Raw genomic sequence first — 22,158 nt, forward strand, 5'->3', positions numbered from 1 at the left:
GTCGCCGGTGTAGCCGGCGTCGCGCACCCAGGTGCCGATGGTGGCGAAGTCCACCACGCCGTCGCCCATGTAGCCGCGGGACAGCAAGGGATCGGCCGCGATGGGCATGTTGAAGTCGCACACCTGGTAGGAGGCAATGCGGTTCTCCCGGCCGGCACGCTCAATCTGCGCCTTCAGTTCCGGGTCCCACCAGACGTGGAAGGTATCGACGGCGACCCCCACCGTTGAAGCGTCGAAGGGCGCTGCGAGGTCCAGGGCCTGGCCCAGGGTGGAAATGAGCGCCCGGTCCGCGGCGTACATCGGGTGCAGGGGTTCCAGCACCAGGCGGACGCCGTGGTCCCGTGCGAAGGGAACCAGGTCGGCCAGCCGGTCCGCCACGCGCTGCCGTGCCGCCACCACGTCCTTCTCCCCCGGCGCCAGGCCGCCAACCACCAGGAACAGTTCTGTGGTGTCCAGTGCCACCGCCTCGAGGATGGCCGCGCGGTTGTCAGCGAGCGCGGCGGCCTGGCCTTCGGCGTCCGCCGCCGTGAGGAATCCGCCGCGGCACAGGGATGAAACCCGGAGCCCGGCGTCCTTGATCAGGCGGGCGGCCTTGTCCAGGCCGGCTTCCTCCACCCGGTCCCGCCAGGGGCCGATGGCCGGAATACCGGCGTTGACGCAGCCCTCGACAACCTGGGCAAGCGTCCACTTCTTGGTGGTGGCACTGTTGATGGAAAGGCGGGAGAAGTCGCTCATACTCCCACCCCGTTGATGCGCAGATAGTCGGACATCCGGAATGCAGCCAGTGCGGGGTCCTTCAGCAGGCCGGCCTGATCGGCCAGTTCGAAGGTCCTGGCCAGGTGGCAGACCGAGCGGCCGGAGTGCAGCCCGCCCACCATCTGGAAACCCGGCTGTTTGCCGTTGAGCCAGGACATGAACGCAATGCCGGTCTTGTAGTAGAACGTGGGGGCGCTGAAGATGTGCTTTCCCAGTTCGCGCGTGGAGTCCAGGATTTCGCGCGCCTTGGCGGCGTTCCCGGCCTCGTAGTTCTGCAGGGCCACCGAGGCTGCCGGGTAGATGGCCGCGAAGATGCCCAGCAGGGCGTCCGAGTGGTGGGTGCCGTCGCCGTCGATCAGCTCCGGATAGTTGAAGTCGTCGCCCGTGTAGAGGCGCACGCCCTCGGGCAGCACCGCGCGGAGGGCAACCTCGTGGCTTGCATCGAGCAGCGAGACCTTGACGCCGTCCACCTTGTCCGCGTTGTCCCTGATGAGTCCCAGGAAGGTTTCGGTGGCCGCGGGAACGTCATCCGAACCCCAGTAGCCGGCGAGGGCGGGATCGAACATGGTGCCCAGCCAGTGCAGGATGACCGGCTGGTCCACTTCCTGCAGCAGGGTGGAGTACACCTTCAGGTAGTCCTCGGGACCGCTGGCAACCCTGGCCAGGGCGCGGGAAGCCATGAGGATGACCTTGGGTCCGGCTTCGGTGATGACGGCGATCTGCTCACGGTACGCCTCGAGGACGGCCTTGATGCCCGCTTCGCCGGAGGGCAGGGCGTCCATGTCCAGCTGGTCTGTGCCGGCGCCGCAGGCGACCAGGTCCCGGACGGATTTGCCGGCGGTGGCAGGGTTGTTGGCGGAAACCACCGAGGCTGCCTCCACTCCCGTGCGTTTGATGAGCTGCTGCGTCGCGGCCCAGTCCAGGCCCATTCCGCGCTGGGCGGTGTCCATGGCGTCGGCTACGCCCAGCCCGTAGGACCACAGTTCGTGGCGGTAGGCCATGGTGGCGTCCCAGTCCAGGCGGGCGGGAGCACCGGGAGTGTTGTCTGCCAGGACCTCGGGGATGACGTGGGCTGCTGCGTAGGCGCGCCGTGCGGTCAGGGGTGCGGTGGGCCGGGTCCAGCTGGTGCCGCCCTGGAGGCGGTATTCCCGGGTGCCGCCGTCTTCGGAGGGAAGGATGAGGGAAGTCATTAGAGGGTGATCTCCGGGATGTCGACGGTGCGGCGTTCATCGCTGGACTGCAGGCCGAGTTCGGCGAGCTGGACGCCACGCGCCGCGGACAACAGGCCGAAGCGGTGCTCCCGGCCAGCCACCACGTCGCGGAGGAACTCTTCCCACTGCAGCTTGAAGCCGTTGTCCAGTTCTGCGTTGGCCGGAACTTCCTGCCACTGGTCACGGAAGGATTCCGTGACGGGCAGGTCCGGGTTCCACACCGGCTTGGGGGTGTGCGCGCGCTGCTGGGCCACACACTTGTTCAGGCCGGCGACAGCGGAACCGAGCGTGCCGTCCACCTGGAATTCCACCAGTTCGTCACGGTACACGCGGACAGCCCAGGAGGAGTTGATCTGGCCGATGACCTGGTCCCCTGCGGGTGTTTCGAGTTCGAAGATGCCGTAGGACGCGTCGTCGGCGGTGGCCTTGTATTCTTTGCCCGCCTCGTCCCAGCGGGCGGGGATGTGGGTGGCGGTCTTGGCGTTGACGCTCTTGACCTTGCCGATGATGCCCTCGAGGACGTAGTTCCAGTGGCAGAACATGTCAGTGGTCATTCCGCCGCCGTCTTCCTTGCGGTAGTTCCAGGACGGACGCTGGGCCGCCTGGATGTCGCCTTCGAAGACCCAGTAGCCGAACTCGCCGCGGATGGAGAGGATGCGGCCGAAGAAGCCCTCGTCCACCAGGCGGCGGAGCTTGACCAGGCCGGGGAGGTACAGCTTGTCGTGGACCACGCCTGCCGTGACGCCGGCTTCCCTGCCGATCCGGGCCAGCTCAATGGCTTCCTCGAGGGTTTCGGCCGTGGGCTTTTCGGTGAAGATGTGCTTGCCGGCCCGCATGGCCTTCTTCAGGGTGGCAGCGCGCAGGCTGGTCATGGAGGCATCGAAGACGACGTCGACAGTGGGGTCGCTGATCACGGCGTCCAGGTCGGTGGTCCATTCGGAGACCTTGTGCTTTTCCGCAAGTTCGCGGATCTTGGCCTCATTGCGGCCCACCAGGATGGGTTCAACCTGGACCCGGGTGCCGTCCTCCAGGGTGAAGCCGCCGGCGTCGCGGATGGGAAGAATGGAGCGCAGCAGGTGCTGGCGGTAGCCCATCCGGCCGGTAATGCCGTTCATGGCGATGCGGATTGTTTTGGTTTCGAAGCCCATGTGTCCTCCACGGTGAGTGAGCAGTGTGTTCAAGCTGACTGGGAAAGCGCGTTCCCACTGCTTCAATGATGCACGGCGGGCTTTCACTTGGCAAGCGCTTTCCGGAAGTAGTTTGAACTGCCATAATGTGCTTAGCCTTTGAGCCCGTTCGACGACCAGGAGATGCAGTGGCTGCAAGTACCCTTACCGAGGTGGCGCGCCTGGCCGGCGTCTCGCCCGCCACCGCTTCGCGCGTGCTGAACGGCTCGGCCCGGAAACCGGGCAAGGACATCGCCGAACGCGTGCGGCAGGCAGCGGATTCCCTGGGCTACATCCCCAACGCGCAGGCGCAGGGCCTGGCAAAGTCCAGTTCCGGCCTGATCGGGCTGATAGTCCACGACATCGCCGACCCCTATTTCGCCGCCATCGCCAGAGGCGTGCAGGAAGCCGCCCGGGAACAACGCAAAATGGTGCTGCTCGCCACCACCGGCGGCGGCCCGGCCGAGGAGAAGGAAGCGGTGGCCGCTTTCGCGGCGCGCCGCGCAGACTCCATTGTGATCGCCGGCTCACGTTCCTGTCGTGACGAGGACCGGGACGGCAACGCCGAACTGGCCGCCGAACTTGACCGGTACTGCCGCAACGGAGGGCAGGTTGCCGTGGTGGGACATCCGGTCGTGGGTGCAACCGCAACAGAGGGGTACCACGTCGTCAAAGTCCCCAACCAGGAGCTTGCCCGGCAGCTTGCCGCGGGACTTGCGGAGGGCTGGGACGGTGACTTCGTCATTGTGGGCGGCCCTGAAGGACTCCTGACCTCGGATGACCGGGTCCGGGGCTTCCAGGAGGGACTGGAGCGCGCCGGGCGCCGGCCGGCAGAGGTGCTCCGGACAGGGTTCAACCGGTCCGGCGGATACGACGCAGGACTTCAACTGGCCGCCAGGATCAAGGCGGACCGGTCCGGGGACGCCCCGGCACCCAGGCTGTGCATCTTTGCCGTCAACGACGTCATGGCCATTGGCGCCGCGGCGGCGCTGCGGTCCGAGGGGCTGCGGATTCCGCGCGACGCCGCCATCGCCGGCTTTGACGACATTGAAACCCTCCGGGACTTCCGGCCGGCGCTTTCCACGGTCCGGCTGCCCCTGGAGGACATCGGGCGCATTGCCACCCGGGCCACCGGCCCGCAGGCCCACGCCGAAGAGGCGGAAGGTGCCGCTGCGGACGGCATCACCGGCGAAGTCACCCTGCGGCGCAGCACGGAAGCGGCAGCCTGATGGCACCACGGGGGCTGACAACGGTTCCGGCGTGCCGGGAAGCCGATGGCGTACGTCCCGCCATCCTGGTGCTGCCGGGCGGGGGCTATGCCCGCCAGGCCGACCATGAAGCGGAGCCGGTGGCGCAGTGGCTTGCCTCGCTGGGGATCCATGCCTTTGTGCTCCGCTACCGGGTGGCCCCGGACCGGCATCCCGCTCCACTGGAGGACGCCAAAGAAGCCATGCTGCATATCCGGAACGGGCAGCACGGGCTCGCCGTGGACGCGGGCCGCGTTGGCGTCCTGGGGTTCTCCGCCGGCGGTCACCTGGCCGCTACCCTCAGCACGGCGGCGGCCACCGGAAACCAGGACCTTGACGTTCCCGCGGCCGTGCCGGACCTTTCGGTACTTTGCTACCCCGTCGCGTCCCTGACGCACGAAACGCATGAGGGATCGGTTCTGAACCTCCTCGGCGACGCACCGCCGTCGGCCCTCCTCACGGCACTCTCCGCGGAGTTGAACGTCACGCCCGGCACCCCGCCGGCGTTCCTCTGGCACACGGCCGACGACGAGGCAGTCCCGGTCAGTAACAGCCTCAACTACGCCAGGGCGTTGATTGCCGCGGGGGTTCCGGCGGAACTGCACGTCTTCCCGGAAGGACGGCATGGGCTGGGACTGGCGGCCGGCGAACGGGGGCCGGAGCAGTGGACGTCACTGTGCGCAGCGTGGCTGGAGCGTGCAGGGTGGGCGAACTCCCCCGGCGGAGCAGCAGGGAACTGAAGCGGGCCCGGCCGGCTGGTTACCCGGCCTGCGGGGTCAGTGCCCTGATGGTCCACTCCGCTGAATGTGATGCGCCGGGCTGCAGGTGGACCAGGTCGGTGCCTGAATGCAGTGCGTCCGGCGGGCAGGTCATGGGCTCGACAGCCAGGCCCAGGCGGTCCGGGCCCACCGGCTTGTCCCCGGTGTGCACCTGGACCCAGGGCCACTCCGCCCCCCATTCCAGTTCCACTCCCGTTCCCGATGGATCCAGCACCCGGACCCGCGCCAGGCCGTGGCCATCGCGGGAGATGTCCGTAAACGCGTGGTCGATCTTCACGTCTCCCAGCCGCCGCGGCGAGCGGAAGTCGAAGGCTCCCCCGCCCACCTGCCGCATGCCCACGGGAAGCAGCCGGTCCGGCGTGACCTCAAGATAGGCATCGGCCGGAAGTTCCAGGGACCAGTCATCCAACGGGGACGGACCGGCCACCAGGTAGGGGTGCGGGCAAACCCCGTACGGCGCGGCGGCGGAGCCGGTATTGACGGCCCGCACCGTGCCGCGGAGCCCGTCACCGGAAAGCGAATAGGTAACGGTAAGGTCCAGCTCGCCCGGGTATTCCGGCCCGGCGGGGATGCGGCAGCCCAGGACTGCCCGGTCGGCCGCTTCCTCCAGCACTTCCCAGGGCTGATGGATGGCCAGCCCGTGCAGCGCGGCCCCACGTTCGGGTTCGTTGACTGTGGCGGCGTAGGGCTTGCCGGCGTAGGCGTAGGTGCCGTCGGCGAGCCGGTTGGGCCAGGGCGCGCAGATGACTCCACGGTAATCGGGAATATTGCCTTCGGGCGCAAAGCCCACCACCAGGTCCCGGTTCCCGTGGCGCAGTTCGCGCAGCGCCCCGGCACGCCGGGTGACGACGGCGGAATAGGGTCCGTGGGCCAGATGGACGTCGGTGCCGGGCATGGATTCCCCCAGGTTCGGTATGTGTGTTAGCGCTCACTAGCGTACCGCACCTTCACCTGTCGCGGGTGGCTAGAGTTGCCTCATGGAAACGGCCGCCGACCAGGACCTCATCGCGGCCGTCGGCGCCCAGGCCTACATGAAGTCCGCGATCCCCTTCCTGGGCGTCCGGGTTCCTGACGTGCGGCGCATTGTGGCGCGTGCTGCGGCAGACTTTCCGCCCGCCTCGCCTGCGCAGCTGCGCGCCACAGTGCTGGAGTTGTGGCGCACCTCCGCGTTCCGGGAGGAGCGGTATGCGGCCATAGACCTGACGGGAATCCGGTTGGTTGCCCGGGATCTGGAGATGCTGCCCGTCTACGGGGAAATCATCCGCTCAGGGGCGTGGTGGGACTTTGTGGACGGCGTGTCCGGACGCATCTGCGCCCTGCTGCAGGCACACCCGGTGGCGGTGTCAGCCACACTTAGGGAGTGGAGCCGCGATCCGGACCTTTGGATCCGCAGGGCCGCCATCACCTCCCAACTGTGCGCGAAAGGGGCCACCGACACCGCACTGCTCGCCGCCGTGATCGAGCCGAACCTGGCGCACCGTGGGTTCTTCATCAGGAAGGCCATCGGCTGGGCTTTGCGTGAATACGCCAAAACGGATCCCGGGTGGGTGGAAGCTTTCGTGGTCCGTCACTGGGACGCCTTGAGCCCCTTGTCCCGCAGGGAGGCCTTGCGCAGGATCACCTCCCCGCGAGAGCCGCAGTAGGTACGCCGCGGGCTGTGCCGGGTACGGCTAGATCACGGGGCGTTCGACGACGGGCTCGTGCGTTTTCCGGAACAGCGTCCGGGTTCCGGGGTCCCAGAAGATCAGGTACAGGGCGAACAGGAGGGCTGTCAGCGCCGCGGCGATCCTGGCCAGGGCAAGGGCGAAACCCAGATCCTGGGTCTGCAGGTAGGGGAAGACGTCCAGCTGGTCCGAGATGGCGTAGATCATGAAGAACGACACTACGAAGTACAAGGCCTTGACCTGCCAGTCATTGCGGATCCCGGTCACGGCGAAGAGCGGGATCAGCCAGACAACGTACCAGGACTGGATGATGGGGGCCAGCAGCACCACGGCGGCGAAACCGAGGGCCAGCCGGCGCATCAGCCGGTCGTAGTCCCCCTTGAAAATCTGCCAGGCGACGATGCCCACGGCAAGCAGCTTCCCGGCGTCGAACACCCAGCCTGCAGGCACGGAGCCGTCCAGTCCGAACGCATTGGCCAGGGACCCCACCACCATGCCGAGCAGTCCCACCGGGGCGTACCAGATGGAGATGCTGCCTGGAGCGGACAACCCGTTGATCCAGCCGAAGCCGAACCCGTTGACCATGCTCATCGCGGTCAGGAGCGCCAGGCTGATGCCGGCCGTCAGGGCCCAGAAGGCACCCTTCCGCAGCCAGCCTGCGCTCTTCCCTGCCCACAGGAGGCCGATGAACGGCAGGAAGACGATGGTGATGGGCTTCACGGCGATGGACAGGGTCACCAGCACGATGCCCCGGACCTCCCGGCGGGTGGCGGAGTAATAGAGTCCTGCCAGGGCCAGCCCGATCATCAGGGAATCGTTGTGGACGCTGGCGATGAAGTTGGTCAGGAACAGCGGGTTAGCCACGGTCAGCCAGAGGGCCCGGTGCGGGTTGACCCCATGCAGCTCGGCCAACCGGGGCACGTAAATGACGCACAGCACCACACCGGCCAGTGCCACCAGCCGGAACAGCATGACGCAGGCCTCCGGCTGGACATTGGTGGCCCACACCACGAACTGCTCGATCCACAGGAACAGCTGCCCATAGGGAACCGGGGCTTCGGTCCACATTTTGTCTGCGCCGAGCTGGAAGTAGTTGGACAGGGCGGAGATGCCGTTCTCGTAGGGGTTGAAACCCTCCACCATCAGGCGGCCCTGCCCGATGTAGGCGTAAACGTCGCGGCTGAAGAGCGGCACGCTGAACATCATGGGGAGCCCCCACGCCATCACTGCGGCCAGGGTGGCGCGCCGGGCCTGCGGTCCCCATACACGGACCTTCTGGCCGAGCCGCAGCCAGGCGCGGACCAGCAGCATGCCCCCAGCTGCCACCAGGACAATGGACAGAGCCACGCCGGGGGCCTCAGTGCGCATCCAGATGAAGAGGGGCATTCGGCGCAGTTCCGAGACAGGGGCCAGCCAGCCCACGCCGAAGGATCCAATGACCATGAACATGGAGCCCAGGAAACCGGCGAGCAGGGATGAGCGTGGATTGTCCACCTCGGCACTGCCCGTTCCGGCAATGCCGGCCGCCGCCATCTCCCCCGTTGCGGGCACAGGCGCCGTCATCTCAGGATCGTCCAATCTTCTTTGCGTTTGCCGCGGTTTGCCCGGCGGACCGGGCGGTGCCGGCGGAGGGTGGTTCAGGGCGGAGGGGCGACCCGCCGCGTACCCGAAATCCTAGCATCGGCAAGGCGCCCGGAGGTGTAACGGTAGGCTGGTCCGGTGCCTATATCTAACGAACGAATCGTCTGGATCGACTGCGAAATGACCGGTCTGGACATCAAGAACGACGCCCTCATCGAGGTGGCAGCCCTGGTCACCGATTCGGAACTGAACATCCTGGGCGACGGCGTTGATGTGGTCATCAAACCCGACGACGCCGCGGTGGCCCAGATGTCCGACTTCGTCCGGGACATGCACACCAAATCCGGGCTCCTGGCGGAGCTTCCGCACGGCAGGACCATGGAGGAGGCGGAGGCCGCGGTCATGGAGTACATCTCCGCCTGGGTTCCGGACCCGCGCAAAGCACCGCTCGGCGGCAATTCGGTGGGGACGGACCGGGTGTTCCTCTCGCGGGACATGCCTGCCGTGGTGGAACACCTCCACTACCGGGTCATCGACGTCAGCACCATCAAGGAGTTGTCGCGCCGCTGGTACGCGCGCGCCTACTTCCAGTCCCCGGCGAAGAAGGGCGGCCACCGCGCCCTCGGGGACATTAAGGATTCGATCGATGAACTGCGGTACTACCGGGAAGCCGTGTTCGTTCCCGCGCCCGGGCCCGACAGTGCCACGGCCCAAAAGATCGCCCGGGGGATCACCGCCGGCGGGCCGGTTGAAGAGCCGGGCAAGTGATCTGCGCCATGTTCCCGTGAAATTTTGCTTCAAAAGGCTAAAAGTGGACAAAGCACCCCTTTCGAGCAGGTACGCTATTTGAGTTGCGTTTCCAGGGAGCCGGTAAAGCGGATTTCCCTTGAGGCACATGGTGGGCGTAGCTCAGTTGGCAGAGCGCCTGGTTGTGGTCCAGGAGGTCGCGGGTTCAACCCCCGTCGCTCACCCTCACGGGGCGGCACATGCAGCCGTCAACAAAGGAGGCCGCACCGGATATCCGGTGCGGCCTCCTTTTTTGTGCCCCACCGGGGTACGTGCAGGAATACCGGGGACACCGCGAAATTTTGAAGGACAACTGATATGACCGTTCTGCCAATCACCATATGGGGCGAGCCTGTCCTGCACCGGCGCGCGGCCGAGGTCGAGGTCTTCGACGATGAACTGCGCACCCTGATTGCCGACATGTTCGAAACCAACGAGGCTGCCCATGGTGTGGGCCTCGCCGCCCCGCAGATCGGCGTGGGCAAGAGGATCTTCGTGTACAAGTACGCCAACGACGACGACGCTCCCCCAAGCGGCGTACTGGTGAATCCTGTCCTGACCCTGTCGAAGGTTTCCGGCGCCGCTCCCGACCCCGACGAGGAGGAAGAGGGCTGCCTGTCCTTCCCCGGTGAGCAGTATCCGCTCAAGCGGGCCGAGTGGGCACGGGTGGAAGGGTTTGACGGCTTTGGAAACCCGGTCAAGTTCGAGGCAACAGGCTGGTTCGCCAGGGTGATCCAGCACGAATACGACCACCTGGACGGCAAACTGTATGTCAACCGGCTGATCGACCGCTATTCCCGCAGGGCCATGAAGCAGGCCAAGAAGAACGGCTGGGGCGTGCCGGGGCTGACGTGGATGCCAGGAGTGGACCCGGACCCGTTCGGCCACTGACACCTTCCCGCCGCTGAACCCGTTCCGGGCCGGACCGTCAGCGGGCCGTGATGGTTTCCTGCCCGGGGCAGGAGCCGAGCACCTTCTTCATGGCGTCCTTCTCAGCTGCCGTCACCCATAGCCCGTAGGCGGCCTTCACGGAAATCTGCCGGGCCACGTAATGGCAGCGCAGCGCAGTGTTCTTCGGCAGCCAGGTGGCGGCGTCACCGGCACTCTTCTGCTGGTTCGCCGCCCCGTCCGCCGCAATGAGGTTCAGCGGATCATTGGCCAGGCTCTGGCGCTCCTTCGGCCCCAGGCCCTGGGCTCCCTTTTGCCAGGCGTCACCCAGCGCCACCACATGGTCGATCTGGACGGCACGGCTGCTTTCGGAACCGCGGCGGAAGTCCACGTCCTGGCCGGTATAGGGCTCCCGCAAGTGGCCCGCCGTCACCTTGCACGTGGAGCCTTCGGAGAACACCACGTCGGCAAGGTCCCTGCGAAGGATGTCGTTGCGGGTATCGCAGCCGTTCCGGTCAACGTCCAGCCACGCCTGGCCGAAGGCCTCCCGGCTGTAACCGGTGTTCGGTGCACGGCCCTTCACAGCCAGGCCGTCCAGGGCGGCGAGGGCTGTGCCCGCCGGCACGGGGTTGGGTTCCTGGACCGGTTTCATCCAGGCGGCGTTGAAGACGGGCGCCTCCGTCGGTCCCTCCGGCGCCGGCCCGCCGGCCGCGAACTGTCCCGCGGTAAAGAACCAGGACAAGGCGGCGACGACGCATACAGCCGCCGTCACGAGCAGCGCCCACGCCTGGCGGGAACGGCGGCGGGCGCGTCGGTAGGCGGACCAGCTGACGGTCATGGCGTTGACGCCGGCAGGGGAAATTCAGGCACCCCAAGAGCCTAGGACAAAGGGCTTGCCCGTCCTCTGATATCCACACTGTTGAGGACGAGTGATGTCTCACACGTCCATGGCCACCGCCGTCGGGTTACTGCTCCCTGGTGACCCTTCGAAGGTCTTCCTCGGCAATGGCAAGCAGTCCCTCGAGCTGGCGCACGCGGTCCTCGCTGACATCCCCGGCCTTATGGGCGGCGCGGGCACGTTCGAGCAGCCGGACTGCTTCCTTATGGTTTGCCTTGGCCACGTCCAGGGCATGTTCGAGGGTGGTCTCGTGCTGAAGTGTCGATTCGTTGTCCATGCCACCAGTGTGGTCCCGTTTCCCGGCTGATTCCAGAGAACCAGCCGGGAATTCCCGGGACGGCTGCGGAATTGGTCAGACGGCGATGGCGGCCAGGGCGGCGGCGCTTTCCTTGGCGGGGAACGACGGCGGGTTCACGCCGGCCATTTCCTCCATGACGCGCACCACCTGGCAGCTGTAACCGAATTCGTTGTCGTACCAGACGTAGAGGACCAGGTTCTTGTCGGTGGAGACCGTGGCGAGTCCGTCGACGATACCTGCGCGGCGGGAGCCGACGAAGTCGGTGGAAACAACCTCGGGTGAGTCGATGTAGTCGATCTGCTTGCGGAGGTCCGAGTGCAGCGACATTTCACGCAGGTAGTTGTTGACCTCGTCCTTGGTGGTGCCGTTTTCCAGGCTGAGGTTCAGGATGGCCAGCGATACGTCCGGGGTGGGGACGCGGATGGAGCTGCCGGTCAGCTTGCCGAGCAGTTCGGGCAGGGCCTTGGCCACCGCCTTGGCGGCACCGGTTTCCGTGATGACCATGTTCAGGGCTGCGGAGCGGCCGCGGCGGTCACCCTTGTGGAAGTTGTCGATCAGGTTCTGGTCGTTGGTGAAGGAGTGGACGGTTTCCACGTGCCCGTGCACCACGCCGAACTTGTCGTTGATGGCCTTCAGCACCGGGGTGATGGCGTTGGTGGTGCAGGATGCCGCGGAGACGATCCGGTCTGAATCGTTGATGTCGCGGTGGTTGATGCCGTGGACGATGTTCTTGAGTTCGCCCTTGCCCGGTGCGGTCAGGAGGACCCGTGCCACGCCCTTGCTCTGCAGGTGCTGGGAAAGCCCCTCGGCGTCGCGCCAGCGGCCGGTGTTGTCCACCACCAGGGCGTTGTTGATGCCGTAGGCGGTGTAGTCGATCGTGGCGGGGTCGTTCGAGTAGATCACCTGGATCTGCACGCCATTGGCGGTAATGGTGTTGGCGTCCTCGTCAATCCGGATGGTGCCCTCGAAGGATCCGTGGACCGAGTCGCGGCGCAGCAGGCTGGCACGCTTGGAGAGGTCGTTGTCGGAGCCGCGGCGCACAACGATGGCGCGCAGGCGCAGTCCGTGGCCGCCGCCGGCCTTTTCGATGAGGATGCGTGCCAGGAGCCGGCCGATGCGGCCAAAGCCATAGAGTACGACGTCGGTGCTGGTGCGGTCATCGCCGCCCCGCTTGCCCACGATCTCGGCGAGCTCAGCGCGGAGGAATTCCTCCAGGGTGGCGCCGTTGCCTTCTTCCTTGAACTTCTGGTTCAGGCGGGCGATGTCGATCGCGGCGGCGCCCAGCTCGAGGTTGGCCAGCGTGTTCAGCAGGGGCGCAGTGTCCTCCAGGAGCAGTTCGTCCTTGCTCATCCGGCGCGCAAAGCGGTGTGCCTTGAGGATGTTCATGGTGGACTTGTTGATCAGGCTCCGGCCGTGGATGCTGGTCACCACGTTGTTTTCGCGGTACAGCCTGCCGATCACCGGGATCATGGCCTCGGCGAGGGCCTCCCGGCCCATCCACGTATCAAGACAAGAATCAGACGTCTGGCTCACAGAAATACCTTCCTCGGTTCAGCCGTGTACGTCCTCGTACACGGATGTAGGCCACCTGATGATGTCCAGGGGCACCGGCGCCTGCAGGGATGGCCCCCAGGCGCCTGGATCGCGTGCAAAGAAAAACCGCCGGCTGCGGACGCAACTTTCGGCGGTAGAACTCCTGCGTCCGTGAACCATTCTAATTTGGCCGGCTGCAGGGAACACGCTTGCGCTGCGTGAAATCACTCACATGGCCGCGGACCCGCACAGTCGTGTCGTTGCCGGGCTTTAGTTGTGGACGGCTGAATAGAAGTTCAGGCTGGCGGAAAAGACGATCCAGGAAAAGTACGGCAGCACCAGGAAACCGGCGAGTGCGTCCACAGGCCCGAACCGCAGGACCAGGAAGGCCAGGGTTGCGGCGAGTGCGCAGATGACGAGGAAGGCGGCCCACAGGGCGGCAGCACCAAGCATCGGGTACAGGGCGAAAAAGGCAAGCGGCCACGCCGCGTTGAGGAGGAGCTGGACGACGTACCCTGCACGGGTGCCTCCGGTCAGGCCGCCCTTGCGCCAGACCAGCCATGCTGCTGCCGCCACTCCGGTGTACAGCAGCATCCACGTGGTCCGGAACATCCACGCCGGCGGCATCCACGGTGCTTTCGCCGAACCGGCATACCAGCCATCGGAATTGAGGATGATCGGAACCGACGCGAGAAGCCAGGCAAGGCCGGACAGTGCAAGAAACCCACCAAGTGCAATGATCTGGGAACGGATGCCGGGGACGCCAGCCCGGGCAGCACGACGGGGATCAGGAGTTGCAGGCACGGTCCAGCATCCCCAACACGGCGGCCCGTGGTCAAACCGGGTGTGCGGATGGGACAGCCGGTACGCCGGGTTCTGTTCTCCCCTCCCGTTGCCGGAAAGGGAGCGACGGCCATCCATCTACGAGTACCGTTGCCGGCACCCTCCAGCGGCCTACCCGGACACTCGGGCGGGCAGCCCTCGAACGTGTCCTGTCTGGCCTTGCTCCGGGTGGGGTTTACCTAGCCTTCCCGGTCACCCGGGAAGCTGGTGGTCTCTTACACCACCGTTTCACCCTTACCTGCCCTGCCGGCCAAGCCGGACGTGCAGGCGGTCTGTTTTCTGTGGCACTGGCCTGCGGGTTACCCCGAGTGGGCGTTACCCACCACCCTGCCCTGCGGAGCCCGGACGTTCCTCGAGTCACTTGCGTGGCGCGCGGCCGTCTGGCTGTCCCATCCACGACCAGTCTACCGGCGCCCGCAGGCCGCTTTGGTCGCCGGTAGGATCGGACGGTGCTGATTCTGCTTCCCCCTTCCGAAGGCAAGACACCTGCGCTCCGTGGGCCCGCCGTCGACTGGTCCTCGCTGGGCTTCCCGGAACTCAACCCGTACCGCGCGAAGGTCCTGGAGGCGTTGGGAACGGCCAGCGCCCACCAGGACGCCCTGGCCCTGCTGGGTGTGGGGGCCTCGCTGCGTGAAGATGTTGAACGCAATACGCGCCTGCATGCCGAACCGGCCGCGCCGGCCCACAGCATCTACTCGGGCGTCCTTTACGACGCGCTGGGCTACCGGAGCCTGACACCGGCCCAGCGGCGCAAGGCGGATGCGTCCGTCCTGGTGATTTCCGCACTGTGGGGAGCCCTTCGCTTCGGCGACAGCGTCCCCGCATACCGGCTTTCCATGGGCACATCCCTGCCCGACGTCGGCCGGCTGGCTCCATTTTGGAAGGCACAGCTTGGGCAGACTCTGGGCGGCGTGGCCCAGGGACACCTGCTGGTGGACTGCCGGTCCAGCACCTACGCGGCCGCCTGGACGCCGCCACCGGAACAAACCGTGACGGTGAACGTTTTCACCGAAGCCGGTGGAGTCCGCAAGGTGGTGAGCCACTTTGCCAAGCACACCCGGGGCGAACTGGCGCGGCACCTGCTGTCGCGGCGCGGCAAAGCCCCCGCGGCGCCGTCGGACCTTTTGAAGGCCGCCCAGGAGAAATGGGATGCCGAACTGGTGCCGGGCACAGTCCGCAGGCCGCATGCCCTGAACATCATCCTGCTGGGCTGATCACCCGGTCAGGACCATTCATCGGAACGGACCAGGATGGCGCCTGAATCCGGGCAGAACACGATGTCGTCCGCGGCCGCGGCCTTGATCTCTGCGAGATCGCCGGGACTGAGCTTCATGCCGGAGGCTTCGGAGGTGCCGTGGAACAGCCGCGCCGCACCCACACCCCGTTTTGCCAAGGTCTTTTCATAGACCGCCAGCATGCCCGCATCCAGGGCCGCGGCGAATTCAGCACGCTGGGCGCGAAGGCCTGCAGCTTCGGTTTCGACCTCGGCGAGGGCAGCGTCAAGCTCTGCCCTGATGGTGGCGAAGGAGCCCTGGATGTCGTCGACAATCTGCTGCTGGGCGGCCTGCCGTTCCCGAAGGCTGTCGAGCCGCTCCATCACCTCGAGTTCGATGTCCTCCAGGTCCGAGCGCCGTTTGTTGAGCGAGGCGATGTCCTTCTGGAGGGCCACCAGGTCCTTGGACAGGCCCGTACCGCTGTTCAGCCGGGCTTCATCGCGCTGAATGCGCGAGGCGACCTGTTCCACGTCCGCCTCAGCCCTCTTCAGCTCAGCCTCGGCGTCGTGCACAGCCACCTTGGCCGCGCCCAGTTCACCGTTGGCAACGGACAGGGCGGCCTCAAGGTCCGTGATGCGGGGATCGTTTTCCAGCGTGCGGCGGCGGTTGGCGAGGCCCTTCAGCCGGGCATCCAGCCCCTGCAGTTCGAGCAACTTCAACTGTTCCGCCGGTGCTGCCTTGGCCACTGTTACCTCCGCTAGATCCCTTCCGGCCGCAGCCGGGCACCGAACCGGCGCTTCCTAGACTCTAGCGCGTGGCCTGCTCCCCCGTTGTGCCGCGTCCTCACCGCCCGTTTAGCCGGGGGTCAGGATGAAGTCCCACGGATCGCTGTTGGTGGTGCTGACATGGATCTCCACCTCATGGCCCTGGTCGGCCAGGACGTTGCCCAGGGCTGCAGCGGCCGCGGGGAGCCACAGCCATTCACTGGCAAAGTGCGAAACATCCACCAAATAGGGCCGTCCGTTCAGGGCGGCCTCGCGTGCCTCGGAGGCCGGGTGGTGGCGAAGGTCCGCGGTGACGTAAACGTCCGCGTTGCTGGCCCGCACCTCATTAAAGAGGGAATCACCGGCGCCGCCGCAGACCGCAATGCGCCGCACCAGACCGTCTTTGTCGCCGGAGACCCGCACTCCCCCGGCCACGGACGGAAGGATTCCGAAGACCCGGGCCGCGAAGTCACCCAGGCTCATGGCGTCCGCCAGGTCGCCCACCCGGCCGATGCCTTCCTCCGGCAGTCCGTTGGCCGCCACCGTCAGCGGGGCCACGTCCTGGAGGCCCAGGGCGTCGGCCAGGACATCGGAAACGCCCCCGACGGCGGAGTCCCCGTTGGTGTGCACCGTCAGCAGTGCCGTCCCCGACTCGATGAGCCGGTGGACCGCGCGTCCCTTCGCCGAGGTTGCCGCGACCGAGGTGACGCCCTTCAGCAGGAGGGGGTGATGGGTGATGAGCAGCTCCGCTCCCCACTCCACGGCTTCGTCGATGACTTCCAGGGTGGGATCCACCGCAAACATCACCTTTGTCACCGGGGCGGACGGATGGCCTGCAACAAGCCCTACTTCATCCCAATTCTCCGCCAGCGACTCCGGCCACAGTTCCTCCACGGCCAGAAGCAGTTCGGCCAACGTGGGCGCGTCCGCGGAACCGGCCGGAGCCGGCGTGTCCGGGGAGGCTTCGCCGTCGTGATCTGCCTGGCCGGTAACGTCGGTGTCCACAGGTTCCATAGTCTTAGTTTTACCCCATCGGCTTCCGGCCGCCGCAGTTTATGGCGCCGGTCCCGGCCGCCGGGGAATGATCCGGGGCCGTCAACCATTGAAGAGGTCATGAAAACTTTTGTTCTTGGCGGAGGCTGCTTCTGGTGCCTTGACGCCGTCTACCAGAAGACCAGGGGCGTCACCTCGGTGGTGTCCGGCTATACCGGCGGGCACGATCCCCACCCGGACTACTACTCGGTCTGCAATGGAACCACCGGTCATGCCGAGGTGGTGGCGGTGACCTTCGACGAGGAGGTCATCCCGGGGGAAGTCATCCTGGACATGTTCTTCGCCCTGCATGACCCCACCACGCTGAACCGGCAGGGATACGACGTGGGTACCCAGTACCGTTCCTCGATGTTCTACGAGACCACCGAGGAGAAAATCCTGTTCGAGGAAGCCATCGAACGCAACCAGGCCCTGTGGCCGCACCCGATCGTCACGGAGGTCAGCCGGCTGCCGCGGTTTTACGTGGCCGAGGAATTCCACCAGGACTACTACGCCAAACACCCTGAGCAGGGGTACTGCCAGGTGATCATCAACCCCAAGCTGGCAAAGGCCCGGAAATATTACTCTGCGTGGCTTAACGCTTAGCCTGTCGTTACACGGCCTCGTTAGGCTGACCTCAGTATTCACCCCTTAGAGATAGGCGTATGTACATGGCACGGATCTATGACGATGTGACGCAACTGGTGGGCGGGACTCCGCTGGTCCGGCTTAACCGGCTCAGCGAGGGGCTGGACGCCACCGTTGCCGTGAAGCTGGAGTTCTACAACCCGGCCAACAGCGTCAAGGACCGCATCGGTGTTGCCATCATCGACGCCGCGGAAAAGTCAGGTGCTCTCAAGCCCGGCGGGACCATCGTCGAAGGCACATCCGGCAACACGGGCATCGCTCTGGCCATGGTAGGTGCCGCACGAGGGTACAAGGTCATCCTCACCATGCCCGAGACCATGTCCACCGAGCGCCGGGTCATGCTGCGCGCCTTCGGTGCGGAGATCGTCCTTACCCCGGGCTCCGAAGGCATGCGCGGCGCCGTGGAAAAGGCCCAGGAGATCGTGGCCAACACCGAAAACTCCATCTGGGCCCAGCAGTTCGCCAACGAAGCCAACCCGGAGATCCACCGCAGGACCACCGCCGAGGAAGTCTGGGAAGACACCGACGGCGCCGTGGACATCTTCGTTGCGGGCATCGGCACCGGGGGAACCATCACCGGAGTCGGACAGGTGCTGAAGGAACGCAAGCCCGGCGTGCAGATCGTGGCCGTGGAGCCCAAGGACTCCCCCATCCTGAACGGCGGCGCCCCCGGCCCGCACAAGATCCAGGGACTGGGCGCCAACTTCATCCCGGAACTGCTGGACACCAACATCTACGACGAGGTCATCGACGCGACCCTTGAGGACTCGGTCCGCGTGGCCCGCGACCTCGGCATCAAGGAAGGCATCCTGGGCGGCATCTCCTCCGGAGCAATCGTCTGGGCCGCCCTGGAACTGGCCAAGCGCCCCGAAAACGCCGGGAAGCTGATCGTGGCGGTCGTGTGCGACTTCGGTGAGCGTTACATCTCCACCGTGCTCTATGACGACATCCGCGGCTGATCAGACCGCCGTCCGCCCGTTTCCTGTAGAAAGAACTTTGTGGGCTTTTTCGCAAGACTGAAGGAAGACCTCGACGCCGCCCGGTCCCACGACCCGGCGGCTCGAGGTTCTTTTGAGAACTTTTTCGCCTATTCCGGCCTTCATGCCATCTGGATCCACCGGCTGACGCACCGCATGTGGCAAAACCCGTCACTGCGGTTTCCGGCGCGCCTGTTGTCCCAGCTGGGCCGGTCCTGGACCGGCATTGAGATCCATCCCGGTGCGACCATCGGCCGGAGGTTCTTCATTGACCATGGCATGGGGGTGGTGATCGGTGAGACAGCCGAGATCGGCGAGGACGTGATGATCTACCACGGTGTCACCCTTGGCGGGCGTTCATTGGCGAGGATCAAGCGCCACCCCACCATCGGGGACCGGGTCACCATCGGCGCGGGCGCGAAGATCCTGGGGCCCATCACCATCGGCCGGGACAGTGCCGTGGGCGCCAACGCCGTGGTGGTCAAGGACGCGCCGCCGGAATCGATCCTTACCGGTGTTCCTGCCAAATGGAGGCACCGGGACGCGCAGCGGGAAACCAAACCCGCCGTGGACCCGGCCGAGTACGAGATCGAATACCATCTCTAACCGTGCTGTTCAGGCCTCAGGCCGTCCAGCAAGCGCATGACAACAAAAAGGCGGGCAGTTCCCGGATCACCGGAAACTGCCCGCCTTATTCGTACCTGCAGCGGAACCTAGTGGGTGTCCACCGCTTCGATTTCGGATTTGTCCTCGCCCCAGAGGGTGTGGAAGGTCCCGTCAGTATCGATGCGGCCATAGGTGTGCGCACCGAAGAGGTCGCGCTGGCCCTGGATCAGGGCAGCGGCCACGCGCTTGCGGCGCAGGCCGTCGTAGTATGCCAGTGATGAGGAGAACACCGGCACCGGGATGCCGAGCTGGACCGCGGTGGCAACAACGCGGCGCCAGGCCGGCAGGGCGTCGGCGATGGCCTTGGTGAACGCCGGGGCGAACAGCAGGTTTGCCGGCTTCTCGTCCGCGGCGTACGCCTTGGTGATGTCCTTGAGGAGCTCGGCACGGATGATGCAGCCGGCGCGCCACAGGGAGGCGATCTCGTCCAGCTTCAGTTCCCAGCCGTATTCCTTCGCGGCCGAGGTCAGCATGTCCAGGCCCTGGGCGTAGGAGACCAGCTTGGAGGCGTAAAGCGCCTGGCGGACGTCCTCAACGAACGTCTCCGGGATCTCGACGTCGGCCTCGTTGCCTGCCAGCAGTTCCTGGCCCAGCTTGCGCTGCTCAGCCTGGGAAGAGAGGGCCCGGGCGAAGACCGATTCGGCGATGCCGGAAACCGGCGAGCCCAGTTCCAGGGCGGAGATGACGGTCCAGCGGCCCGTGCCCTTCTGTCCGGCAGCGTCGACGACGACATCGACGAACGGCTTGCCGGTCCTGGCATCCACATGGCCCAGGACCTCGGCGGAAATCTCGATCAGGAAGGAGGACAGCTCGCCCTGGTTCCATTCGGAGAAGATCTTCGCCTGCTCGGCGGGCTCGATGCCGGCGCCGGAGCGGAGCAGGTCGAAGGCCTCACCGATGACCTGCATGTCCGCGTATTCGATGCCGTTGTGGACCATCTTGACGAAGTGGCCCGCGCCGTCGGTGCCGATCCAGGCGCAGCAGGGCTCGCCGTCGACCTTTGCGGAGATCTTTTCCAGCAGCGGGCCGAGGGCCTTGTAGGACTCCTTGGAGCCGCCGGGCATGATGGAGGGACCGTTCAGGGCACCCTCTTCGCCCCCGGAGACGCCGACGCCCACGAAGTGCAGGTCCTTTTTGGCCAGCGCGGCTTCCCGGCGGCGGGTGTCCTCGTAGTGGGAGTTGCCGGCATCGATGATAATGTCGCCCGGCTCCAGCAGCGGCTCGAGCTGCTCGATGACCGAATCCACCGGCTTGCCGGCCTTGACCATGATGAGAACCCGGCGGGGCTTCTCCAGGGAGTCCACCAGTTCCTGCAGGGTTTCGGTCCGGATGAAGTCTCCGTCGGAGCCGTGCTTCTCCAGCAGCGCGTCCGTCTTCTCCACCGACCTGTTGTGCAGGGCAACCGTGAATCCGTTGCGGGCAAGGTTGCGGGCAAGGTTGGCGCCCATGACGGCGAGGCCGGTGACACCGATGTGTGCAGACATCAATAACTCCAATTCATTGTTAGCCCCGGGTGCCGGCTTCCACAGGCGGGAAGACTCCGGGACGTATCAGGGGGTCGGAATAAAGCATATATATTCTCGCGGTGACGCGAAAGTAACGGCGGCGTAATGGAACATATTGTGTCGGTGCCAGTTTAGGACTGGGCCCTCCGATATCCCGCCGGCAGCGGTACAGGCGCAGCCGGACGCGTGCCAGCAACTAGGCTTAGCAGCATGACCAGCAGCCTCCACCACCGTGCCATCGACAACCTTGGCACCCGCATTATCTCGGGGGATCTCCCTGCCGGCCACGTCATGCTCGCGGAGCAGTTGGAGGATGAGCTGAAGGTTTCCCGCTCCGTGATCCGGGAGGCCGTGCGGGTCCTCCAGTCACTTGGCCTGGTGGAAACCACCAAGCGGGTGGGCATCCGGGTGCTGCCGGCAAGCCGCTGGAATCCGTTCGATCCGCAGGTCATCCGTTGGCGGCTTGCAAGCGACGCCCGCGGCGCCCAGCTGCGTTCCCTCGCCGAACTGCGGGCCGCCGTGGAACCCGCTGCCGCTGAACTGGCCGCCCAGAATGCCCCGGCCGCGCTGCGGATGGAACTGGTGGACGTCGCCCGTGCCATGCGCGAGGCCGGCAACAACGGCGAGGTTGCGCGCTTCCTGGAACTGGACATCCGGTTCCATTCCCTGCTGCTTTCCGGTTCCGGCAACGAGATGTTCGCCAACCTCATGGGACAGGTGGCAGAGACCCTGACTGGCCGCACTGTCCATGGGCTGATGCCGGACCATCCGCACCAGGCCGCCCTCCAGTGGCACGAGGACGTGGCTCAGGCCATTGCCAGCGGTGATGCCGCGTCGGCGCGTGAGGGCTCGGACCGGATCATGCGGCGCACCATGTCGCAGATGGCCGATACCTGGACGGAACAGCCGCGGGTCTTCATCCCCGTCCGGCAGTGATCAGCTGCCGCCAAAGCTGAGGAGGACTTTGCCGGAGGATCCAATCACACGGCGAGGGCTCCGACGGGATGACTTTTTGTTTCCGGCAGTTCACGGTATATTCATCCCAGGCCCTCCACCGCGGCATCCCCCAATAGTCGCGGTGGAGGGTTTTCCAATGCCCGAAAACAGCACCATCCGAAAGACACGGTGACCCGGGCGAAGCCGTCCTGCAGCGGTTGTTCAGGCTGCACCCGCTGCCGTCTCCCTGAGCCGCCAGCCCCCACCGGCTCCATCACGCTCCAGGTACAGGGTGGTCAGGGCCGACTTGCTGTTGTTGCCCAGCCTCACCTGCAACTGCAGGACCTCGACATCCACTCCGCTGTTGCCCTTCGGCATCCGCCGGCTGGTTTCCCACCAGTTGATGCGTTCGAACCATCTGACCGGTTCGGCACCCACTGACCATTCCCCGCCCCGGCTCAGCACCGCCGTCGGCCTTCCACTGTTGTCTGTCCGCACTTCGACGTGTTCCATTCCTGCAACGTATGGCAGGGGTCCGACAATGGGGCAGGAGGTGCCCAACAAAAAACCCGCCGCCCCTGCCTGGAAGGCTGGGACAGCGGGGTGTATTTTGGTGGGTCCTACCGGGATCGAACCGATGACATCCACGGTGTAAACGTGGCGCTCTACCAGCTGAGCTAAAGACCCAAAACACGCGGTTTCCGGCGGTAATGCCGCAACCAACGAACATAAACTCTACCCGACAGTGGACCTGAAACGCGAATCC

23 protein-coding genes, 2 tRNA genes and 1 other RNA gene are annotated in these 22,158 nt (G+C 65.9%); 11 read left to right on the forward strand and 15 right to left on the reverse strand.

From position 1 onward, the window contains the following. The 3 genes from FBY36_RS00005 to FBY36_RS00015 form a co-directional block, all read right to left on the reverse strand. Window positions 1-735: sugar phosphate isomerase/epimerase family protein (locus FBY36_RS00005; RefSeq protein WP_142116714.1), on the reverse strand; the 735-nt coding region annotated here is incomplete at its 3' end. Further along, window positions 732-1,946, reverse strand: coding sequence for a dihydrodipicolinate synthase family protein (locus FBY36_RS00010; protein ID WP_142116717.1), 1,215 nt, complete (start codon window positions 1,944-1,946; stop codon window positions 732-734). The genes FBY36_RS00005 and FBY36_RS00010, both read right to left, overlap by 4 nt. After that, complete coding sequence (locus FBY36_RS00015) at window positions 1,946-3,115, reverse strand: Gfo/Idh/MocA family protein (protein ID WP_142116719.1); 1,170 nt, start codon at window positions 3,113-3,115, stop codon at window positions 1,946-1,948. The genes FBY36_RS00010 and FBY36_RS00015 overlap by 1 nt, the downstream gene beginning before the upstream one ends. Window positions 3,116-3,282: 167 nt before the next feature. Between FBY36_RS00015 and FBY36_RS00020 the strand changes: the two genes are divergently transcribed. Next, on the forward strand, window positions 3,283-4,362 hold the full coding sequence (locus tag FBY36_RS00020; protein ID WP_142116721.1) for a LacI family DNA-binding transcriptional regulator: 1,080 nt from the start codon (window positions 3,283-3,285) through the stop codon (window positions 4,360-4,362). Beyond that, the gene (locus FBY36_RS00025; protein ID WP_142116723.1) at window positions 4,362-5,120 is read left to right on the forward strand and encodes an alpha/beta hydrolase; all 759 of its coding nucleotides are present in this window, start codon (window positions 4,362-4,364) and stop codon (window positions 5,118-5,120) included. Before FBY36_RS00020 ends, FBY36_RS00025 begins: the two co-directional genes overlap by 1 nt. A gap of 19 nt (window positions 5,121-5,139) precedes the next feature. On the opposite strand, the gene FBY36_RS00030 is transcribed toward FBY36_RS00025, so the two are convergent. Beyond that, a complete protein-coding gene (locus FBY36_RS00030; protein WP_142116725.1) occupies window positions 5,140-6,054 on the reverse strand; it encodes an aldose 1-epimerase family protein in 915 nt (304 codons plus the stop codon). Between the two features lie 82 nt (window positions 6,055-6,136). On the opposite strand from FBY36_RS00030, the gene FBY36_RS00035 reads away from it, so the two are divergent. Continuing rightward, on the forward strand, window positions 6,137-6,802 hold the full coding sequence (locus FBY36_RS00035) for a DNA alkylation repair protein (protein ID WP_142116727.1): 666 nt from the start codon (window positions 6,137-6,139) through the stop codon (window positions 6,800-6,802). A gap of 27 nt (window positions 6,803-6,829) precedes the next feature. Here FBY36_RS00035 and mptB read toward each other — a convergent pair whose 3' ends face one another. Continuing rightward, window positions 6,830-8,386: a polyprenol phosphomannose-dependent alpha 1,6 mannosyltransferase MptB gene (mptB, locus tag FBY36_RS00040; RefSeq protein ID WP_200830404.1), complete on the reverse strand. Its 1,557-nt coding sequence runs from the start codon at window positions 8,384-8,386 to the stop codon at window positions 6,830-6,832. A gap of 156 nt (window positions 8,387-8,542) precedes the next feature. Between mptB and orn the strand changes: the two genes are divergently transcribed. The 3 genes from orn to def all read left to right on the forward strand — a co-directional run bounded on the left by orn (window position 8,543) and on the right by def (window position 10,081). After that, window positions 8,543-9,172: an oligoribonuclease gene (orn, locus tag FBY36_RS00045; protein ID WP_142116729.1), complete on the forward strand. Its 630-nt coding sequence runs from the start codon at window positions 8,543-8,545 to the stop codon at window positions 9,170-9,172. Window positions 9,173-9,302: 130 nt separating this feature from the next. Next, a tRNA-His gene (locus FBY36_RS00050) sits at window positions 9,303-9,375 on the forward strand. Between the two features lie 133 nt (window positions 9,376-9,508). Next, entirely contained in the window at window positions 9,509-10,081 is a 573-nt protein-coding gene (gene def, locus FBY36_RS00055) for a peptide deformylase (RefSeq protein ID WP_142116731.1), read from the forward strand. A 37-nt stretch (window positions 10,082-10,118) separates the two neighbouring features. On the opposite strand, the gene FBY36_RS00060 is transcribed toward def, so the two are convergent. The 5 genes from FBY36_RS00060 to rnpB form a co-directional block, all read right to left on the reverse strand. Beyond that, a complete protein-coding gene (locus tag FBY36_RS00060) occupies window positions 10,119-10,916 on the reverse strand; it encodes an HNH endonuclease family protein (RefSeq protein WP_142116733.1) in 798 nt (265 codons plus the stop codon). A gap of 127 nt (window positions 10,917-11,043) precedes the next feature. Then, window positions 11,044-11,253 carry a hypothetical protein gene (locus FBY36_RS00065; RefSeq protein WP_142031511.1) on the reverse strand — a complete coding sequence of 70 codons (210 nt, stop codon included), beginning with the start codon at window positions 11,251-11,253 and terminating at the stop codon, window positions 11,044-11,046. A 75-nt stretch (window positions 11,254-11,328) separates the two neighbouring features. Then, window positions 11,329-12,807, reverse strand: coding sequence for a glyceraldehyde-3-phosphate dehydrogenase (locus FBY36_RS00070; RefSeq protein ID WP_142116735.1), 1,479 nt, complete (start codon window positions 12,805-12,807; stop codon window positions 11,329-11,331). A 270-nt stretch (window positions 12,808-13,077) separates the two neighbouring features. Further along, window positions 13,078-13,611 carry a TspO/MBR family protein gene (locus tag FBY36_RS00075; RefSeq protein WP_142116737.1) on the reverse strand — a complete coding sequence of 178 codons (534 nt, stop codon included), beginning with the start codon at window positions 13,609-13,611 and terminating at the stop codon, window positions 13,078-13,080. A gap of 45 nt (window positions 13,612-13,656) precedes the next feature. Then, window positions 13,657-14,042, reverse strand: an RNA gene (gene rnpB, locus FBY36_RS00080) — RNase P RNA component class A. Window positions 14,043-14,099: 57 nt separating this feature from the next. Between rnpB and FBY36_RS00085 the strand changes: the two genes are divergently transcribed. Then, window positions 14,100-14,864 carry a YaaA family protein gene (locus tag FBY36_RS00085; protein ID WP_142116739.1) on the forward strand — a complete coding sequence of 255 codons (765 nt, stop codon included), beginning with the start codon at window positions 14,100-14,102 and terminating at the stop codon, window positions 14,862-14,864. 8 nt (window positions 14,865-14,872) lie between these two features. Here FBY36_RS00085 and FBY36_RS00090 read toward each other — a convergent pair whose 3' ends face one another. Then, window positions 14,873-15,610 carry a zinc ribbon domain-containing protein gene (locus FBY36_RS00090; RefSeq protein WP_142116741.1) on the reverse strand — a complete coding sequence of 246 codons (738 nt, stop codon included), beginning with the start codon at window positions 15,608-15,610 and terminating at the stop codon, window positions 14,873-14,875. A 108-nt stretch (window positions 15,611-15,718) separates the two neighbouring features. Continuing rightward, on the reverse strand, window positions 15,719-16,642 hold the full coding sequence (locus FBY36_RS00095; RefSeq protein ID WP_200830405.1) for a Nif3-like dinuclear metal center hexameric protein: 924 nt from the start codon (window positions 16,640-16,642) through the stop codon (window positions 15,719-15,721). A 99-nt stretch (window positions 16,643-16,741) separates the two neighbouring features. Here FBY36_RS00095 and msrA point away from each other — a divergent pair, with 99 nt between their 5' ends. The 3 genes from msrA to epsC all read left to right on the forward strand — a co-directional run bounded on the left by msrA (window position 16,742) and on the right by epsC (window position 18,891). Further along, the gene (gene msrA, locus FBY36_RS00100) at window positions 16,742-17,266 is read left to right on the forward strand and encodes a peptide-methionine (S)-S-oxide reductase MsrA (RefSeq protein ID WP_142116743.1); all 525 of its coding nucleotides are present in this window, start codon (window positions 16,742-16,744) and stop codon (window positions 17,264-17,266) included. Between the two features lie 65 nt (window positions 17,267-17,331). Then, entirely contained in the window at window positions 17,332-18,267 is a 936-nt protein-coding gene (gene cysK / locus FBY36_RS00105) for a cysteine synthase A (protein WP_142116745.1), read from the forward strand. A gap of 39 nt (window positions 18,268-18,306) precedes the next feature. After that, entirely contained in the window at window positions 18,307-18,891 is a 585-nt protein-coding gene (gene epsC / locus FBY36_RS00110) for a serine O-acetyltransferase EpsC (protein WP_142031517.1), read from the forward strand. 107 nt (window positions 18,892-18,998) lie between these two features. Here the strand turns inward: epsC and gndA are convergent, their stop codons facing one another. Beyond that, window positions 18,999-20,435 carry an NADP-dependent phosphogluconate dehydrogenase gene (gene gndA / locus FBY36_RS00115; protein ID WP_142116747.1) on the reverse strand — a complete coding sequence of 479 codons (1,437 nt, stop codon included), beginning with the start codon at window positions 20,433-20,435 and terminating at the stop codon, window positions 18,999-19,001. Window positions 20,436-20,666: 231 nt separating this feature from the next. Between gndA and FBY36_RS00120 the strand changes: the two genes are divergently transcribed. After that, the gene (locus tag FBY36_RS00120) at window positions 20,667-21,392 is read left to right on the forward strand and encodes a FadR/GntR family transcriptional regulator (RefSeq protein ID WP_142116749.1); all 726 of its coding nucleotides are present in this window, start codon (window positions 20,667-20,669) and stop codon (window positions 21,390-21,392) included. Window positions 21,393-21,614: 222 nt separating this feature from the next. Here FBY36_RS00120 and FBY36_RS00125 read toward each other — a convergent pair whose 3' ends face one another. Continuing rightward, window positions 21,615-21,905 (reverse strand): hypothetical protein, encoded by a 291-nt coding sequence (locus FBY36_RS00125; RefSeq protein WP_142116751.1) that lies wholly within the window; start codon window positions 21,903-21,905, stop codon window positions 21,615-21,617. A 98-nt stretch (window positions 21,906-22,003) separates the two neighbouring features. Then, window positions 22,004-22,079 (reverse strand) — tRNA-Val (locus FBY36_RS00130). Between the last annotated feature and the right edge of the window lie 79 nt (window positions 22,080-22,158).

Origin of the sequence: Arthrobacter sp. SLBN-122, assembly GCF_006715165.1 — a bacterium.
Classification (GTDB): domain Bacteria; phylum Actinomycetota; class Actinomycetes; order Actinomycetales; family Micrococcaceae; genus Arthrobacter.